Consider the following 17,840-nt stretch of genomic DNA (forward strand, 5'->3'; position numbering starts at 1 on the left):
ATCATTCAGGGTCCTCAGAGAATTCATTATCTCTAAAAATTGCATAAAAATTTAAAAACCAAAAGACAAAAGCAAGTGCTATCAGGGTGGCTGGTAAATGAATATAAAATCCACTCCAAAAATATGCCAAAATGCCTCTACTAACGCCAGCTAAAATGACTAAAATAAAAGCAATTTTGCTAAGGCGTAAAAACTCAAGCTCTTGTCCGCTGTGACGAAGTCCAGCGATATTAAAAATAAGCATAACACTAAAAATAACGGCATTTACGGCTATTAAATGCATAAAATTTACTTCAAGACCTAGATTTAAAAGACCGCTTACTCCGATGCCTAAAAAACCAACCGCTAAAAATACTTGCATAAAGTAATAGTAAATCACAAAACTATGCCTCAAAAGTTGCTTATAGTGCCACTCTTTAAGCTTTGCAAGCACCGCACATCCACAAGCAATAGCTACATAGTAGGTGCCGATGCTTTTTTCAAAAAATATATTAAAAAGCAAAAACGCACAAGTCATGCAAATAGCGATATTTTTATAGATAAAATTTGGCACAAAAATAACCTCATCCATATCGTTTTCTCGCTTTAGCGCTTCTTTGCCAAGTACAACGCTAACGCGATATGAAATAAGCAAGATAGCGATGATATGAAGATAAATTTGCAAATTTAAAAATTTTTCGTTGTCGCTTATTAGATAGTAGATTTCAAAACCTAAAATACCAAACAAAAAGCCAAGTACGCCAAATTGATCAAGGTTTTTATCTCGCCAGATCATATACAGGCAAAGCATCACTAGATATGTCCAAAAAAGTGTAATAAAAAAATGTGCTAAAAATAAGCTAAAAAGTGCCGCTATAAAGCTAGTTGCAAAGAGTGAAAATAAAATGTAAGCGTGGGCTTTTAGTGAGGAGCTAAAATTCGTCCAGTCGGTTAGTCCAGTGAGTAAAAAACCAGCATAAGCAAGTGCTAGAAAAAGGTGTAAAAATATAAATTTATGCAAACTCACAAAATCAGTTGGTGTAAAAAATATAGCAGCTCCCAGCACAGCACAGGCAGCACTGGTAAGAAAAAATATCCTCATAGGATAAGTAAAAAAGTTGTTAATCATAATAAATTTGCCCTTTAAAATTTTCATCTATTGTTTTGCTGATAAATGTAAAATCACGGTCTTTAAAAGCCTCATCTAAAACAAGCTCTTTTTGTATGATCGCACCTTTATTTGCGAAAAAATAAATTCTATTTGACATCTTTACAGCCTCCATCCTGTCGTGTGTGACGAGTATTATGCTCATGCCCTCACTCACTCTTTGGCTAACGATATCGATCAAAATTTCTTTCATATCATAATCAAGCCCCGAAAATGGCTCATCCATTAAAAGCAGGTCAGGTTTTGTCACAACTGCTCTTACAAAAGCGACCCTTTGCCTCATACCGCCACTTAGTTCATTTGGGTATTTCAGCGCGTCTTTTTGACTAAGGCCGACTTTAGAAAAAAGCTTTAAAACGCTGTTTTGATCAGGTTTATCCATAACCAAAAGCACATTTTCAAGAGCATTTTTCCATGTAAGCAGACGATTTTCCTGAAAAAAATATGTCATTTTTTTAAATTTATTAAAAATTTCCCCTTTTCTAGGCTCATTTAGTCCGCTAATAAGCCGCAAAATGGTAGTTTTCCCACAGCCTGATGGTCCAAAAAGCGTCACCACTTCGCCTTTTTCTACCTTTAAATTAAAATTTCTTACGACCTTATCTCTTAAAATTTCATACTCTACATTTTTAAGCTCAAGCATCATCTTCTCCAAGGCATCAGGGCTATTTTTAAAGGCTCGATGATAAGGTACTCAAAAAGCATGATAAGAGTGATGCTTAAAAGAACATACGCCATTACCTCGGTTGTTTCAAGCATCGCCCTTGCATTTGCTATCTTTGCTCCCATTCCGTTATTTGCACCTAGTAGTTCGGCCATTATGACTATTTTTACACCCATTGCAACAGCTACGCTAACAGAGCTTATGATATAGCTCGTAAGATGCGGAATGTAGAGGTGTTTTATCTTTTTTAAAAAGCCTAAATGATAGGCATCAAACATCTCTTTTAGCTCTTCATCTACGCTACTCATAGCAACTGCCGAGCTTGCAAAAGTGAGTGGTAAAACGGTTATAAAAATAGTAAAAACAGTGCTAAAATTTCCAAATCCAAACCAAAAAATAGCAAGCACTATCCAAATAATTGGTGGCATCGATAAAAGCAAGGTAATAACAGGCTTTAAAAAGGCCGCAAAGCTTTTAAAGCTACCTGCTATTAGCCCTAAAAATATACCAAAAAATGTTGCCGTGCTAACCCCAACTAGTGATCTGCAAAGCGTTATATTTATCTCGCTATTTTTATAATCTTTTAAAATTTCACAGACTTTAAAAAATACATCTTTTGGCGAAGGGAGCAGGAGTGGGGAGCTAAACTCGCTTCCCACTTGCCAAATAGCCAGTATCAAAAAAACTACGGCAAATCCGCTAAATCCGCCCCAAAAATAATCAATCATTTTTAAAAAGGCTGAGCGATCTTTTTTGACGCCGTCGATTAGTATCATAAAAATAGACCTTTATCTGGCATCTTGCCGCCTAGAAATTTTGGATTAAACTGATAAATTTCTTCAAAAAATGCCATGATTTCACTTTGTAGTTCATTTGCTTTTGTCACTGTTAGATTTGCTTTGTCAAAGGCATTTGCAAGCGCTACTTCTGGAGCTGGCAAATAACTTGAGCCAATCTTTGCCGCACTTTGCTTATTTTCAAGAATCCAATCAAGAGCGTTCTTAAGATCGCTATGAAGCGTATCAAATAGATTTAAGCTCTTCTCATAAAAGCCTCTTTCTACGATAATGCCAGCCATTGGGATTATCGGTTTTGTATTAAAACTCTCGCCCCAAATTTTTGGAAAATCAACTGAGTAATGCACGCTAACGCCTGCTTTTTTACCACGCAAAATAGTCGCTTCACCAAGAGGTTGCGGGACTATTAAAATATCAAAATCTTTTTGTAAAAATAAAAGTAGAGCTTCAGGAGGTGTTGCTGTATAGGTGATATCTATCTTGCTAGCGTCTATGCCTCGCTTCTTGCAAAGTGCCCTTAGGACAAGATCAGGCATGTCACCTCGAAATGGCATGACTAGCTTTTTGCCTACAAAATCTTCTAAATTTTTGATCTTTTCATCCTTAACCATAGCGTTCATCACGCCAAGGGTCAGTAAATTTAACATCGCAAAATCAAGCCCTTGATTTCTTAAATTTGCAGCGACATTTGATGGTGACATCGTGACTTTAATATCCCCACTAGCTACGCCTGCACGAAGCTGATCTGGTGTTTTCCAGATATTTAGGCTTACATCATAAGTTTTATTTAACTCTCCTTGCAGTGCAGCAACTGCCATTATGACACTTGGGATCGCTGGCGCACCCCACATACTAAAGCTCTCTTTTGCAAATAAATTTGGTGCAAAAGCGCTAACGCCTAAAGCTGTGCTAAGTCCTAAAAATTTTCTTCTATCTAACATCTCTTTCTCCTTTAAAAACTGCTGTGAAAGCTAATGAAAAATGTCCTGCCAGGGGCATGAACGACTACCGGATCAAGTGCTGCTACGTGATCACCGCTAATAAATTCTGCATAATCTTTGTCAAATAAATTTGCAATGCCAAATCTTATGCCGACTTTGTTTTTAAACTCTACGCCGCCATAAAGATCGAGCAAGCCAAACCCCTTTGCGGCCTCTTTTTTGTCGATACCTAGACCATTTTGCTTGCTAAAATCGCCTCTAGTTTGCTTTGAAACTAGCCTTAGTGCAGTGCCAAGGTTGTAGCTACCAAAGCTTGCATAGTCTTTGTAGTCAAACGCAAAATTTGCCTCAAAAGGCCTTATTTGATAAAGTGGCCTGCCATCGGTTTTGTTTTGTCCGTAGTTGTAGTAAAGTGAGCTTTTTAATCCAAAGTGCCTTGCAAAGCTATATTCTGTATTGAAATTTACACTATAAAGCGTTGCGTCAACGTTTCTTGAGATGACAGCATTTTTGTTTAGTAGTGGCATGGCAGCTTTTGAGTGGCGTCTATCAAAAATGATTAAATTTTTAACGCTATCAGCGATGAAATGCCCGCTAAAGCTAAAAGCATCTTTATTTTGCAAAGAATTTAGGTATTCTTTATAAAACTGGCTACCAAATTTAAAGCCAAGAACTGCTCTATTGTGTCTCTCTAGCTCCAAATTCGGATTTGCGATCCAGCCATTATCGCCTGCACCATAAAGTGTATTAAAACGCTCCATATTACTTGGCAAGCGAGATAAACTCTCAAGTTTTGCGAAATAGCTATCCTTATCGTTTGGTGTAAATTTATATTTTAAACTTGCACTAAAAGCGTCTTTTTTGATCTTTTCACTTGCGTCTTCACCGTAAATTTGACGAATTAGCCCGCGAGTAGTGCTAATGGCTGGATTTGGTGCGAAATATTTAGTATCAAGCCCATTAAGCTTACTTCTTTGCTCTTCATATTTTAAGGCAAGAGAAGCTTCGTTTGCTTCATTAAATTTATAAGCAAGTGTGTCAAAAAGCATAAATTTATCATTTCTAACGTCAGCAAATCTGTATCCGTTAAATACCCAGTTACTGCCTTGCTTTATGTATCTTTTGCCACCATGTTTATCTTTTTCAAAGCCAGCACCTATTTGATTATGAAAGCTTGCGAAATCAACATCATATTTTAAATTTGTCTCAAGTACATCTCTTTTTATCTCAACTTTTACATTTGGAGTGGAATTTCTTAGATGAAAGTTATCAGCTTTTCGCTCAATCTTTTTTGCAGCAAGCTCAAAATTTAGCGTATTTGATAGATCTTCTTCGCCCAAGCGAATATTTAGCTTGCCGACTTTCCTAGTAGTTTTAAAAGCGTCCATCGCGTGCTCTGGCTGCTTATCTTTATCGATATTATCCCTTAAAAACGTAAGTCTAAGCTCACTAAGCTCATTTGGCACGAAACCTAAGATAGCGCTTTGGCCCTGCCTGTTGTAGCCATAGTCCCATTTTTTGCCACTTCCGTCTTTATAGCTATTTGCCTTGGTGAAATTTGCGTTTAAAATGGTATAAAAATTTGTGCCACGATATTTAAAAAGCGATGAGTTGTAAAAGCTTTTGCCATACATTCCAGCTGAGATATGAAACATATCCGCTGAGCTATCAAGTAAATTTGTCACAAATGGATATTCGCTTCTTTGAGTGCGGTCAAATTGATTTTCCACAAAGGCACTTTGCGCAACATTTGGCGTTATAATTGGCGGTGGCGCAAATTCTTTAACAGGCTTTATAGTGTCCAAATTTGCTTCATTTGCTAAAAGCAGTGACGAAAAAACTATTAGGCTTAAAACTTGCCTCATAAAAAACTCCTCTTATGATAATATAATTATGATTTTTCTTATCGAAATTGTAAATAAAAATCTCTTATAAGATATTGATATAAATCATCATATATTTTTATAAAAAATTATTGAATACAGAATTAATCAGCAGGTAAAAATAACATAATAAGGCAAAAATAATGTAAAAATTTTGCTATATATTTTGATAATTATTATATAAAAATTTAAACTATAAATAATTAGGTAAAAGACAAAAAAATTAATTAAAATTTTTTACCTAACTAAGCCCTATCTTTAAATTTAGCCAGCCTATCTCGAAGCTCTTTTGAAAGTGTAAATTGTGAAATCTCATATCTATCAAAAATGACGATCATATCATCACCAAGTGCCTGAACTAGCCCAAAACAAGCATCTCTATCTAGGCGATTTTTTCTAAATTTAACACTTAGCGCATCGACCTTTTTCTTATCGCCAAAGCTTTTAATAGCGATCTCATCGATATCTTTGAAGAAAAATTTGATATTTTTCGAGCCTTTTGTGATGACAAATCCATCATCATCTATCTTAAAAAAGTTGTTTTGTAAGATCTTTCTCACGCAAAAAAAGGTTGAAACGGCGCCAACGATGATGCCAAAAAGAGACGGCGTACCAAGACCAAGATAAAAGTAGCTAGCGACGCTAAAGACAAAGAGCCCAAGCCCAAAGGCAAGCGCCCAAAAAACATCTTTTTTACTCTCTTTTGTTGTCATTTTTGCCCTTTTATGCCAAAAGTCCGGCGCCATTTATCGCTTGGCTGCGCTCTTTGGCGTAAATTCTCTCGCCATTTATCACGTCGTATTTCCAGATCGGCGCATTTGCCTTAAAGTCCTCGACAAACTCGTTTATAAGCCTTAGCGCGACCTTTCTTTGAGGGCTTACTACACCTGCTATATAAGAGCTCGTATGCACGGGCACATCGCCTTTTGAGTGAGCAAATAGCACGTAGGCATTTTCTTTTTTGGCTCGTTCCTGCCAAGCATCTAGCCATTTTTTAAGGATCGGCTCATAGATATCAAAGCTAAGCGCCGAAATACCGCCCTCTTCTCTTACTATGCCTACAAAAGTGATGAGCGCGCCGCAGTTTTTATCCTTAAACCTATCATACCACTCGTTTGTGATGCTTTGAACGTCCAAGCTTCCATTATAAATTTGCATTTTAGCCTCCACAAACTGGTGGCAAGATAGAAATTTTATCGCCTGATTTAAGAGCGAAATTTATATCGCTTACGATCTCGTCATTTACAGCCACAGCGCAGATATTTAGCCACTTTTTAAGCTCTTCTTTCTCGCTTAAAGCAGCTTTTACCTCGCCTAAATTTTTTGCTTCTACTTTTATACTCTCAAGCCCAATAGGCCCAAGAAATTCGACCTCTACCACATTTTATCCTTTGAAATTTTTGCTGATTTTACTTAAAAATAAATTTAGATATACTTATTTGAAAATTTACAAAAGAGAAAGAAAATGAACGAAATTTTAAAAAGTATAAAAACCCCAGCCTACGTCTGCGAAGAGGCCAAAGTACGTAAAAATTTAGAGCTTTTAAAGTATGTCAAAGAGCAAAGCGGAGCTAAAATTTTAGTGGCACTTAAGGGTTTTGCATTTAGCGGAGTAATGGATATGGTGGGCTCATACCTTGACGGAGCGACTTGCAGTGGGCTTCATGAGGCCAAATTTGCAAGCGAATACGTAAAAGGCGAGATCCACACGTATAGCCCAGCCTTTAAAGATGAGGACTTTGATGAAATTTTAAAAATTTCAAAGCACATCACATTTAACTCCTTTGCGCAGTGGCAAAAATTTAAGGGTATTGCCCTGCAAAATGGCATCATCTGCGGCCTACGGGTCAATCCAGAGGTCTCGCTAGCGCCGACTGATAGCTACAATCCATGCGGCAAATTTAGCAGGCTTGGCATTACAAGGGCAAATTTTGAGCCTGAGCTTCTTGATGGCATCACTGGGCTTCATTTTCATGCGCTTTGCGAGGAGAGTGCGAGCAGCTTGCAGGTCGTGCTGGAGGCGTTTGAGGAGAAATTTGGCGAGTTTATACCAAAGATGAAGTGGATAAATATGGGCGGCGGTCACCACATCACGAGAGCTGGCTACGACGTGGAGCTGCTTATAAATATCATCAGACGCTTTCACGAGAAATACGGCGTAGAGGTCTATCTGGAGCCTGGCGAGGCTGTGGGCTGGCAGACTGGCTTTTTGATAAGTAGCGTGCTTGACATCGTGCATAACGAGAAAGATATCGCCATCCTTGACACCTCAGCCGAGGCGCACATGCCAGATACCGTGCTCATGCCCTACCGCCCAGCCGTTAGAGGCGAGAGTGAAAATGGCAAATTCGCTTATAGATTTGGCGGCAATACCTGCCTAGCTGGCGATATAGTGGGACTTGAAGCGGGCGATGCGGAGTATAAATTTGACAGCGAGCTAAAAATCGGCGACCGCGTCATATTTGAAGATCAAATTCACTACACGATCGTGAAAAATACGACATTTAACGGCATAAAACTGCCTGATCTGCTACTTTTAAAAGAAAATGGCGAGATAAAAATGATCCGCGAGCTAGACTACGAGGAGTATAGGCGCAGAAACTAGAATTTTGCTTTTTGAAGGTAAATTTGGCTTTTTAAATTTAAGTCAAATTTATCTACCCTGCAAATTTTGCCAAAATGCATTTGAACTGCCACCTAAATTTAAGCCTTAAACATTTTGGATTTGTATTTAACATGAAAAGATGGAATAAATTTAGTTTCTACAAATTTATCTTGGTGGCATTTTTGGTAAAGATATTTTTATTTTAAAATTTAAACTCGCCGAATTTGGCAAATTTCTAGCTAGTTCTGTGAGCCGCAAACTACTTTAAATTTAAAGCTACATCACTAAATTTAATTTACTAAAAACCGCAAACCGCTTTAAATTTAATACCCATAAATTTTGGCAAATTTATCTATCTTTGAGCTTTTTTGCCAGTTGTATTCAGTCTCGTTTGCGATATTTTGGGCTAGCTCCTTGCCAAAATGATCGCTGATAAAGCCAAGCGCCATATCCATGCCAGCAGCGACGCCCGAAGCTGTGTAAAACTTACCTGTTCTCACCCACCTAGCGCGCTCTTGCCATTTTACAGCCTTGCCGCAACTTTTTACCCACTCAAGCGATCTTTTATTTGAGGTAGCTTTTAGTCCGTCAAGCTCTCCAGTGCGAGCGATGAGAGCCGAGCCAGTGCATACACTTAGGCAAAATTTAGATGCCAAAACGCACTCTTTAAGTCTCAAAATAAACTCGCCATCATCTACAAGCGCCCTTGTGCCCTGACCTCCAGGGAGTAGCAAAACGCTCTCTTTTGGCATCTTGCTAAGCTTTTTTGTTTTTATAAGAAAGCCTTGCTTGCTTCTTTTCATACCACCATCAAACGAGACGTAGCTTATCTTCATCTCAGGCACCCTTGCTAAAAATTCGACCGGCCCCATGAGATCGAGCGTCTCGTAGTCATTAAAGATAAGAGCGTAAATGTCCATTACTTCGCCTTTTAATAGAGATCTAAAATGCTTTTGATATTTTAATTCAATTTTTAGAAAATATAAATTTAATAAGGTATTTTGAGCTAAAAGGCTAAATTTATAAAGCATTAGCTTTTTGATAAAAATATTCAAATTTATCTAGTACCATTTCCAAATTTGAGTTTAACCACGTTTTTAGGTGAAAAATTGAGATTTTTACTGCTCAAAATTTATATCAGAGTTTATCAAAATTAACAAAACTTAAATATTTTTTATAAAATTTTTAGTAATCTTTTTTGCTAAGGTTTGCTTGTGATTAGCTCTGATATAATAGCCACCAAAACGGCATAGCTATGTGATTTTAGCATATTTAACAAAAGCTTAAATCATTTAAGTTTTATGCAAATAAAGGAATAAAATGACGAGAATTCTTACTCTACTTTTTACATTGTCCGTTGCGGCAATGTCCATTGAAGGACCAACTGGCGTCAATCAATTTGACAGCACCATTTGGGCAGCACAGAGGATAGAAAATATCAAGCCTTATGAGCATGGCTGGGGCCCGATATTTACTTTTATACAAGGCAACGACTACTTCGCGATAGCTGCACTTTCTATCATTTTAGCTGTTATCGGCGCGTTCGTGCTACACTTCTTGATCATCGGACCAAAACACTTTAGTCACGATGGCAAAAAAGTATTTGCGTTTTCACTGATCGAACGTATAGCTCACGGCTTAGCTGCGATCTCTTGGATCATCTTAGTGCCAACTGGCATCATCATCATGTGGGGTGCAGAGCTTGGTGGTGGCACATTTGTGCGTTTCTGTAGATACTTGCACGATATAGCGACTATTATATTTGCTATTTCTGTGCTTCCTATGTTATTTGCTTGGACTATCAGAATGCTTCCAGCTGTTTATGACATCAGATGGATGATGATAGTTGGTGGTTATCTATCAAAGAAGAAAAAACCAGTCCCTGCTGGTAAATTTAACGCTGGTCAAAAGGCATGGTACTGGATCGCTATCCCTGGTGGTATCGTGATGATCATCACCGGTGCGATCATGTACTTTATGGATATTAAAGAGCCAGCAGTTGCTAGTTGGTTTGGTATCTCTCAAATCGATCTTTTAAGATATAGCGTAGTTATCCACAACTGCCTTGGCATCGTCTGTGCGGTATTTTTCCTAGTTCATATTTATATGGCTGCGATCGCTATACATGGCGCTATCTGGTCAATGGTCACTGGATACAAAGAAGAAGAAGAGGTTTATGTACTTCACCACTACTGGTATCAAGAGCTTGTTAAGGAAAACAAGATCCCAGTATCTGACTACGAAAAATCTTACACAAATTTAAAATAATCAACCTTGACCTTGCGACTTACGCAGGGTCAAACTCTCTTTTATAGCAAATTTCACAGCACAAATCCTTTTAAAAAATTAATATTTTTTAGCTATAATCCAAAATCAGTTTCAAGGTTTGAAATACTAATCACAAAGGAAAAACAATGACAAGAACAATTGATTGCAGAAATTTAGAGTGCCCAAAACCAGTCATCATGACTAAAAACGCGCTTGAGGGCCTAAACGAGGGAGAGAGCTTAGAGATCATCGTAAATGCCCTAGCTCCAAAAGAAAATATCTCAAGATTTTTAAAAAATCAAAATATAGAATTTAGCCTAGAAAGCAACGGCAATGAGACTAAAATTTTAGCCATCAAGGGCAAAAGCGCACTTGAGCTTACAAATTTTGACGAATTTGTCTGCGATATAACACCAAAAAACGAAAAAGTGCTCTATCTAAACGAAGAGCGCGCAGGTAGCGGCGAAGTTGGCATAAATTTGCTATCAAAATTTCTAGGCGCACTTCTTCAAGTAGAGAAAAAACCAAAGATAATCATCTGCGTAAATAACGCCGTTAAGATGACGACAAACCGCGCACATCCAAGCTTTAAGCCACTTAAAGATCTTGAAGCTGCTGGCGTTCAAATTTTAAGCTGCGGAAGCTGCTTGGAGGCTTATAAACTAGTGAGCGATCTTGCGGTTGGCGAAATTTCAAACGCTTATGAGATCATCGACATACTCTCAACTCACGAGCAAATCAAACTATGATCTATCACGACAAAAAGCTTACGCAGTTTGTTAGAGCCGCTGGCTGAGCTGCTAAGCTTGACCCGTCGGGTCTTCACAAAACGATTAGTAGTTTAAATTTATCTCATCCAAATTTGCTCTCAAGCATCGGCTCAAACGAAGACGCGAGCGTTTTTAAGCTCTCAGACGATCTTGCACTTGTTCAGACGCTTGACTTTATCACGCCAGTAGTCAATGACCCATTTATATATGGTCAGATCGCTGCTGCAAACAGCCTAAGCGACGTCTTTGCGATGGGTGGCGAGGTGATAAACGCTCTAAACATCGTGGGCTTTGATAGCTGCAACCTTGCGCCTGAAATTTTAGGCGAAATTTTACAAGGAGGAGCCGATAAAGTAAGAGAGTGTGGCGGCGTCATCGTTGGCGGACACACGATAGAGACGCAGCAGATGTATTATGGACTAAGTGCGACTGGCAAGGTAAATCCTAAAAAATTCTGGGCAAATAACACAGCAGAAGTTGGTAATGTCCTCATCCTCACAAAACCTCTTGGCAGCGGTATCTTAAGCACAGCAATCAAGGCTGATCTACTAAGCATGGAGCAAATAAATGAGGTCGCAAACATCATGGCTCAGCTAAATTTCTACGCTCTAAAAGCGCTAAGTGACATCAAGGTTTATGCTGCTACCGATGTGACTGGATTTGGATTTTTAGGGCATTTAAGCGAGATGTTAAACGACAAGATCAGCTTTAATGTCTTTGAAAAAGATGTGCCAGTGATCGCAAGCGCGAAAGAATTTGCCGACATGGGCATCATCCCAGAGGGAAGCTACAAAAACCGCGAATTTGCAAAGCATTTTGTGAGCAAAGAGGCTGATATCTTGCTTTACGATGCGCAAACTTCTGGCGGACTTTTGCTAGCTGTTAGAGAAAATGAGGCAAATTTAGCTCTATCACGCCTAAAAGAGGCTGGCTATGAGCACTCAGCCATCATCGCAGAAACGATCCAAAAAGGCGAGTTTGATATATTTTTAAACTAACTCTAGGCTAAATTTAGCCTAGTTTTCATGCACTAGATGATAAAATTTCTAAATTTCTTTTAATTTACCTAACCGCTTTATAATTTCAAAAACTTAACAAAGGAGATATGATGAACTATCTTGAAATTTTAAAATTTCGCCACGCTTGCAAAATTTTTGACGAGAGCAAAAAGATCGGCGCTGGCGAGTTTGACTTTATCCTAGAGGCTGGTAGACTAAGCCCAAGCTCGACTGGCCTTGAGCAGTGGGACTTTTTGGTCGTGCAAAACAAGGAGCTTAGAGAGAAGATCAAAGCCGTTTCGTGGAACCAGGCGCAGATCACCTCTTGCTCGCATTTAGTCGTCGTTTTAGCAAAGGTCAAAGAGATAAAATTTGGCAGCAGCTATGTGGATAAAATGATCGCTAGACGCGCAGGTAAAGATCCTGAGACGATCGCTGCGAGGCAGAAATTTTACAACGACTTTTTGCTGTCAAATTTCAAAAACGACGATGAGCTAACATTTCAGTGGTCGCACGAGCAGTGCATGATAGCTGCGACAAATATGATGAACGCAGCCGCAAGCCTTGGGATTGACAGCTGCCCGATCGAAGGCTTTGATAGACACGCTTTAAATGAAATTTTAGGCCTTGATGAGAGCGAGAAAAGAGTGGCTATCGTAGTGCCATTTGGCTACCGCCTAAACCCACAACCTGAAAAATACCGCAGACAAAGATCTGAAGTAGTTACTTGGATCTACTAACTCACGGGGCAAAACGCCCTGTGTCTATTTAAATTTAAACAAAAAGAGAATTTATAAGCTAAAAAAAGTAAATTTGCGTTAAAATCATGGCTAGTTTTAAAAAGCGAGGCTTAAATTTAATGCAAAAAAATAGCGCTAAACCAGTTTTGCAGATTTTTAAGAGGTTCTATGTAAAGATAGCACTACTTCTTTTTGCCTTCATCTTTCTTGCACTCTTTGTCATATTTGCTGGCATAAACGACATAAAATATGAAATTTCAACTCTAAATTTAATCACTAAAAACAATATCACCAACGCATTTTCAGATGTAAAAGATAACATCTCCACAAAGGCAAGACTCATTGCAAACGGTATAGAGCCGTTTTATGAAAATACTATTATAAGTAAATTCTACGCCGCTTTTTACGTGATAGCAAAAGATAACTCTTTGCTTTACGAGCGTAAATTTGACGGTGCTTTAGAGCTACACGACTACGATATCGCATGGTTTTCAGATATCAAAGAGGGCGAGTTTAGGCTCTCTGATAGATTTTACAAAAATAGACGCTTTAAAGATATCTACATAGCTTATGGGCTAAAAAATGGCAATAAAATTCTCGTTCAACTAAGTCAAAATTTTTTAAAAAACAGAGTTGATACAAGTTATAACAAAAATTTTGGCGCATACGTCTTTTTGGTTGATAAAGACGGCAACCTCTCAAGAGATGAGTTTTATAGGAAATTTATAAAAGAGGACTTTAATAAATACATCTCACAAGGTGGCGAGTTTAAAAGTGACAAGATCATTTTTATGCTAAAGGATATGAATTTTTACAAGATCAGCTACCTAGAAGAGCAAAAACTATTTGTCATAACAGGCTCTAGTAGGCAGCTTCAGATCTTTATCCAGCTAGTTCTAGTCGTGCTTTCGTTCTTCTGCTTTGTAGCATTTAGCATACTTTGGCTACGCGACAACTCATATATGAAAGACAAAATTCTCTCTGCATTTACCAGGATCACTCTTTTTGCGACAGATAAAAGCAAGCCAACTGATGAGGACTTTGACGTAAAAGAATTTATCTTACTAAATAACAGCATCAAAAAACTCTACGAAGATAGAGATAAAGCTTACGAGACGGCACAAAGCTACGAGAGTAGATTTGGCTATGTCTTTGAAAAGAGCTTTTTAAAGATCGTGGTCTTTGACGCTTATACTGGCGTCATCACGGACATTAGCAACGCTCTTTTAGAAAAACTAGGCTACAAAAAAGATGATGTAGCAGATCTAAATATAAAAGAACTTCTTGAAGATGAGTCTAAGAATTTAGCAGAAGATAGAAAAAATGCTATCAACAATAATCTATCATACGAGGCTAAGCTAAGGCGTAAAAATGGTGAAATCATCGATGTTTTAGTAACTCAAAGTAGCTTTGAGCTAGAAAACACAAGGCTAAATTTCATACTTATAAAGGATATCACCCAAGAAAAGATGACGCAAAAAAATAACGATATCATCAAAAGCTACGTCTTTTTATCGCCAAATGTTATCGCTATCGCTTCAGCAAAAGAGCCATTTTTGATCATCCAAAGCACAAACAATGTCGAGAGAATTTTTAATGTCCAAAGCCAAAGTCTCATAAATTTAGAAGATATCATCGCAAGCGAGGACTTTGATAGCTTTAAAGCTGCCGTGCTAGCAAGCAAAAAAGCCTTTTTGCAAGCAAGCTTTAAAAATGAAGAGCTAAATTTCATAGCAAATATGACAAACGCTTATGGCAAGAAAATTCCATTTAAGATAAAGGCTAAATTTATCGATGCAGACGAGCAAAAGGTCATCTACTCATTTACCGATCTTAGCGATATGTTAAAGCTTCAAGAGAGATTTGAAAAACAAAGCAAAGAGAGCAAGGCGCTGCTTTGGGCGAGTGAGGCAAATGTCTTTACTTGGGATAAAAGAAGCGACATGCTTAATATCTCAGACGAGCTAAGCAAGGTTCTTGGCACGCAAAGCACTCTAAATTTCGAGCAGGCAAAGTCGGTCTTTGTCGATGAATTTGATAGTTTTTATAGCTTTTTTGAGAGTATAAGAGACGCTCAAACATACATTAAAGATATCAAACTTTATAGCATAGATAAAGAAATTCTACACTTTAGGCTAAGAGCAAAAGCACTTGAATACGATGAATTTGGCGAAGTAAGCTTGATAAAAGGCACACTAAAAGACCTTAGCCTAGAAGATAGCTTCTTTGTCTGTCAAGACCTACTTGCAAAAATTTTCTCATTTAGCAAAGAAGAGGTCATCTTGCTTGATGAGGAGCTAAAGGTCATTGATGCAAATGACGCATTTTTTGAAAGTGCTGGCTCAAAAGATAGTGTATATCTAAAAGATATCACCTTTATAAAGCAAGGCTTAAGCGATATAAAGCACCAGATCATAGATACTATAAACAGCGCTGGCTCATGGAGTGGCAAGGTTTGGAGTGAAAATAATAAAAATAAGAGCAAGCTTGAAATCATAGAAATTTTACCACTCATCGATGCGAGCGAGAAAAGAACTGGTTACATCATGCTCGCAATGCTTGCAAATAACGAAGCTCAAAATGAGAAATATCTAGAATTTATCGCATATCACGATCCGCTCACAAAGCTACCAAATAGATTTTTACTCTACAACAAACTAAATTCTCTCATACAAAAAAATGAACAAAAAATAGCCGTCATCTACCTTGATATTGATGATTTTAAGGGCATAAACGACAACTTCGGCCACCAAATAGGCGATAAATTTTTAGTAGCTATCTCTGAAAAAATAGGCGCTATGTTTAATGGCAAAAATATCTTTGCAAGGATAGGCGGAGATGAGTTTGTAGGCGTTATAAACTACGAAAATTTAGGTGAAGTCTATGAGATAGCGCAAAATATGCTAAGGCTAGCTTCAGATGAAGTAAAGATAGATGAGCTAAAACTAAAAGCAAGCGCTAGCATCGGCATAGCATTGGCTGATAGTGAGCTTGGGGCTGATGATGTGCTACAAAGAGCCGACTGGGCGATGTATCAGGCGAAGATAAGTGGCAAAAACAGAAGCTATACATTTGATGCGAAAAAAGATGTCTATTTTAAGAGCCAGTACGAAGATGGCTCAAAAATTTTAAAAGCGCTTGACGCTGGAGAGATGTTTTTAGAATTTCAGCCAGAGATCAGCTTTAGCACGGGCGAGACTTTAAGTTTTGAAGCGCTTATTAGATGGAGAAAAGATGGCGAAATCATCTACCCAAGCGACTTTTTACCACTTATAAGGACAAGTAGTGCATCTAGCAATATCGCTTTATTTACGATAAAAGAGGCGCTTTTAGCTAGAAAAATGTGGCTAGAAAATGGCATAAGCGCAAAGGTTCGCGTAAATTTAAGCGTTAAAAAGCTCTTTACGCAGGAGTTTTGGCAGAAATTTAAAGCGATATTTGATGAGGATAAGAGCCTTGATCCAACTGGGCTTATCATCGACGTTATCGACGCTGCAACAGCTACAAATTTAGAAGTTTTAGAAATTTATGTTAGAAAGTATAAAGAGCTTGGCATAAACTTCTCGCTTGATGACTTTGCCTCATACTCAAGCTCGATCGAAGCTCTTGGCATGCTAAAGACAAACCGCTTTAATATAGACAATAAATTTTGCAAGCATATCTTTAACTCAAAAGAGGCGCTTGAGAGCATAAATATGATAAGGTTTGTGGCTGATAAATTTGGACTAAATACGACTATAAAAAATATCGATGATAAAAGAACACTTGAGTTTTTGCTTGGTCTTGGATTTGATAAATTTCAAGGCAACATTTTCTCATTAGCGCTTTTGGCAAAAGATGCAGCTTCATTTAAATTTGAAAGACCTAATCTACACATAAAAGACTATAAAAATAGTGAAAATTTCGAGCTTTTCAAAGGCTTAGTCGTGCTAAAAGAGCTTGCAAATGAAGTGATAGCAAATTTAAATCAAGACGACAAACTAGCACAAAGCCTAAAGCAAAAAATAGAAGATGAGATAAAAAATATAGGTAAATATAATCAAGAAATTTCTATAAATTTAAGCAAACTAGCAAGCAGTAGTGATAGCGGCGAACTCTATAATCTAGCCGTATCCATCATCAAAGAGTGCGATATAAATTTAGGTTTTAGTAAGGAGATAAGAGTTGAGTGATGTAAATGTTTATGAGCACGAGATCCCAAACGGAAGTAAACTTTACTTTGCAAAAAGTGCAAAACTAAAGAGAAAAATCGAGCAAAAAGCGAGTGAAATTTTAGAAAATGAAGGTTTTAGCGAGATCGTAACGCCGTTTTTTTCGTATCATCAACATCTAAGCGTGGATGCAACAAATCTTCTTCGCTTTAGCGACAGTCTAAATCACGAGATAAGCCTAAGGGCTGATAGCACGGTTGATACCGTTAGGATCGTGCTTAGAAGGATTAAAGCAAATGAGCCAAAGAGGTGGTTTTACATCCAGCCAGTCTTTCGCTATCCAAGCCAAGAAATTTATCAAATAGGCGCTGAGCTTATCGGCGAAAACGACATTTTAAAAAGTATAAATATCGTAGCAAAGCTCTTTAATGAGCTTGAGATCGGCGCTTGTTTGCAGCTTAGCAACATGCAAATCCCAAAGATAATTTGCGAAATTTTAAACTTAGAGATAGAAATTTTTGAAAATTCATGGCTAGAAAAGATCTTGGCCCAAAACGTGCCGTGGCTTAGCAAACTAGCCCTTTTAAAGGACGCTAAAGAGCTTGATGAGATAGTAAGTTTAGTCCCTGATAAGCTAAAAGAGGCGCTAAGAAATTTACAAAGTGTAGCCAAATCACTAGAATATAAAAATTTAAGAATAGTTCCGCTATATTACTCAAAAATGAGATATTATGATAGTTTATTTTTTAGATTTTTAAAAGATAATGCCATCTTAGCAAGTGGCGGAAACTATGAAATAGACGGGATTTCAAGCAGCGGGTTCGCTGTTTATACTGATGCATTGATAGAAGAAAAAATTAATTTAAGGAAGTAAGA

Annotated in this window: 16 protein-coding genes; 7 read left to right on the forward strand and 9 right to left on the reverse strand. The window is 37.8% G+C overall.

Translation table 11 applies throughout. From position 1 onward, the window contains the following. Window position 1: 1 nt before the first annotated feature. From F3G88_RS00645 to F3G88_RS00680, 8 genes are all read right to left on the reverse strand, one after another. Entirely contained in the window at window positions 2–1,108 is a 1,107-nt protein-coding gene (locus F3G88_RS00645) for an NnrS family protein (protein ID WP_103573591.1), read from the reverse strand. After that, window positions 1,101–1,790 carry an ABC transporter ATP-binding protein gene (locus tag F3G88_RS00650; RefSeq protein ID WP_103573580.1) on the reverse strand — a complete coding sequence of 230 codons (690 nt, stop codon included), beginning with the start codon at window positions 1,788–1,790 and terminating at the stop codon, window positions 1,101–1,103. Before F3G88_RS00650 ends, F3G88_RS00645 begins: the two co-directional genes overlap by 8 nt. Next, complete coding sequence (locus F3G88_RS00655) at window positions 1,790–2,587, reverse strand: ABC transporter permease (protein WP_103573581.1); 798 nt, start codon at window positions 2,585–2,587, stop codon at window positions 1,790–1,792. The genes F3G88_RS00650 and F3G88_RS00655 overlap by 1 nt, the downstream gene beginning before the upstream one ends. Beyond that, window positions 2,584–3,549, reverse strand: coding sequence for an ABC transporter substrate-binding protein (locus tag F3G88_RS00660; RefSeq protein ID WP_103573582.1), 966 nt, complete (start codon window positions 3,547–3,549; stop codon window positions 2,584–2,586). The genes F3G88_RS00655 and F3G88_RS00660 overlap by 4 nt, the downstream gene beginning before the upstream one ends. 11 nt (window positions 3,550–3,560) lie before the next feature. Then, on the reverse strand, window positions 3,561–5,414 hold the full coding sequence (locus tag F3G88_RS00665) for a TonB-dependent receptor domain-containing protein (RefSeq protein WP_103573583.1): 1,854 nt from the start codon (window positions 5,412–5,414) through the stop codon (window positions 3,561–3,563). 263 nt (window positions 5,415–5,677) lie between these two features. Next, window positions 5,678–6,145: a molybdate transport repressor gene (locus F3G88_RS00670; protein ID WP_103573584.1), complete on the reverse strand. Its 468-nt coding sequence runs from the start codon at window positions 6,143–6,145 to the stop codon at window positions 5,678–5,680. A gap of 10 nt (window positions 6,146–6,155) precedes the next feature. Next, window positions 6,156–6,590 (reverse strand): molybdopterin synthase catalytic subunit, encoded by a 435-nt coding sequence (locus F3G88_RS00675; protein ID WP_103573585.1) that lies wholly within the window; start codon window positions 6,588–6,590, stop codon window positions 6,156–6,158. Window position 6,591: 1 nt separating this feature from the next. Next, the gene (locus F3G88_RS00680) at window positions 6,592–6,813 is read right to left on the reverse strand and encodes a MoaD/ThiS family protein (RefSeq protein WP_103573586.1); all 222 of its coding nucleotides are present in this window, start codon (window positions 6,811–6,813) and stop codon (window positions 6,592–6,594) included. 84 nt (window positions 6,814–6,897) lie between these two features. Between F3G88_RS00680 and nspC the strand changes: the two genes are divergently transcribed. Next, window positions 6,898–8,037, forward strand: coding sequence for a carboxynorspermidine decarboxylase (gene nspC, locus F3G88_RS00685; RefSeq protein WP_103573587.1), 1,140 nt, complete (start codon window positions 6,898–6,900; stop codon window positions 8,035–8,037). A gap of 323 nt (window positions 8,038–8,360) precedes the next feature. Here nspC and F3G88_RS00690 read toward each other — a convergent pair whose 3' ends face one another. Continuing rightward, a complete protein-coding gene (locus F3G88_RS00690) occupies window positions 8,361–8,957 on the reverse strand; it encodes a DJ-1/PfpI family protein (RefSeq protein WP_103573592.1) in 597 nt (198 codons plus the stop codon). A gap of 400 nt (window positions 8,958–9,357) precedes the next feature. Here F3G88_RS00690 and F3G88_RS00695 point away from each other — a divergent pair, with 400 nt between their 5' ends. From F3G88_RS00695 to F3G88_RS00720, 6 genes are all read left to right on the forward strand, one after another. Next, the gene (locus F3G88_RS00695; RefSeq protein ID WP_103573795.1) at window positions 9,358–10,305 is read left to right on the forward strand and encodes a formate dehydrogenase subunit gamma; all 948 of its coding nucleotides are present in this window, start codon (window positions 9,358–9,360) and stop codon (window positions 10,303–10,305) included. 146 nt (window positions 10,306–10,451) lie between these two features. Next, a complete protein-coding gene (gene yedF / locus F3G88_RS00700) occupies window positions 10,452–11,054 on the forward strand; it encodes a sulfurtransferase-like selenium metabolism protein YedF (RefSeq protein WP_103570650.1) in 603 nt (200 codons plus the stop codon). Next, entirely contained in the window at window positions 11,051–12,073 is a 1,023-nt protein-coding gene (gene selD / locus F3G88_RS00705) for a selenide, water dikinase SelD (RefSeq protein WP_149715113.1), read from the forward strand. The genes yedF and selD overlap by 4 nt, the downstream gene beginning before the upstream one ends. 110 nt (window positions 12,074–12,183) lie before the next feature. Next, window positions 12,184–12,813 carry an NAD(P)H-dependent oxidoreductase gene (locus tag F3G88_RS00710; protein WP_149715114.1) on the forward strand — a complete coding sequence of 210 codons (630 nt, stop codon included), beginning with the start codon at window positions 12,184–12,186 and terminating at the stop codon, window positions 12,811–12,813. A 119-nt stretch (window positions 12,814–12,932) separates the two neighbouring features. Beyond that, entirely contained in the window at window positions 12,933–16,985 is a 4,053-nt protein-coding gene (locus F3G88_RS00715) for a diguanylate cyclase domain-containing protein (protein WP_223228701.1), read from the forward strand. Continuing rightward, window positions 16,978–17,838, forward strand: a complete 861-nt coding sequence (locus F3G88_RS00720) for an ATP phosphoribosyltransferase regulatory subunit (protein ID WP_103573799.1) — start codon at window positions 16,978–16,980, stop codon at window positions 17,836–17,838. Before F3G88_RS00715 ends, F3G88_RS00720 begins: the two co-directional genes overlap by 8 nt. The last annotated feature ends 2 nt before the right edge of the window (window positions 17,839–17,840 follow it).

This window comes from Campylobacter concisus, from assembly GCF_902460675.1.
GTDB lineage: Bacteria > Campylobacterota > Campylobacteria > Campylobacterales > Campylobacteraceae > Campylobacter_A > Campylobacter_A concisus_AJ.

Excerpts from the sequence above, each read along its gene's own strand:
- F3G88_RS00665 (WP_103573583.1), bottom strand. The coding sequence starts at position 5,414 with ATGAGGCAAGTTTTAAGCCTAATAGTTTTTTCGTCACTGCTTTTAGCA.
- F3G88_RS00715 (WP_223228701.1), top strand. The coding sequence starts at position 12,933 with ATGCAAAAAAATAGCGCTAAACCAGTTTTGCAGATTTTTAAGAGGTTC.
- F3G88_RS00675 (WP_103573585.1), bottom strand. The coding sequence starts at position 6,590 with ATGCAAATTTATAATGGAAGCTTGGACGTTCAAAGCATCACAAACGAG.
- F3G88_RS00660 (WP_103573582.1), bottom strand. The coding sequence starts at position 3,549 with ATGTTAGATAGAAGAAAATTTTTAGGACTTAGCACAGCTTTAGGCGTT.
- F3G88_RS00710 (WP_149715114.1), top strand. The coding sequence starts at position 12,184 with ATGAACTATCTTGAAATTTTAAAATTTCGCCACGCTTGCAAAATTTTT.
- nspC (WP_103573587.1), top strand. The coding sequence starts at position 6,898 with ATGAACGAAATTTTAAAAAGTATAAAAACCCCAGCCTACGTCTGCGAA.
- F3G88_RS00695 (WP_103573795.1), top strand. The coding sequence starts at position 9,358 with ATGACGAGAATTCTTACTCTACTTTTTACATTGTCCGTTGCGGCAATG.
- yedF (WP_103570650.1), top strand. The coding sequence starts at position 10,452 with ATGACAAGAACAATTGATTGCAGAAATTTAGAGTGCCCAAAACCAGTC.
- F3G88_RS00670 (WP_103573584.1), bottom strand. The coding sequence starts at position 6,145 with ATGACAACAAAAGAGAGTAAAAAAGATGTTTTTTGGGCGCTTGCCTTT.
- F3G88_RS00655 (WP_103573581.1), bottom strand. The coding sequence starts at position 2,587 with ATGATACTAATCGACGGCGTCAAAAAAGATCGCTCAGCCTTTTTAAAA.
- F3G88_RS00690 (WP_103573592.1), bottom strand. The coding sequence starts at position 8,957 with ATGGACATTTACGCTCTTATCTTTAATGACTACGAGACGCTCGATCTC.
- F3G88_RS00645 (WP_103573591.1), bottom strand. The coding sequence starts at position 1,108 with ATGATTAACAACTTTTTTACTTATCCTATGAGGATATTTTTTCTTACC.
- F3G88_RS00650 (WP_103573580.1), bottom strand. The coding sequence starts at position 1,790 with ATGCTTGAGCTTAAAAATGTAGAGTATGAAATTTTAAGAGATAAGGTC.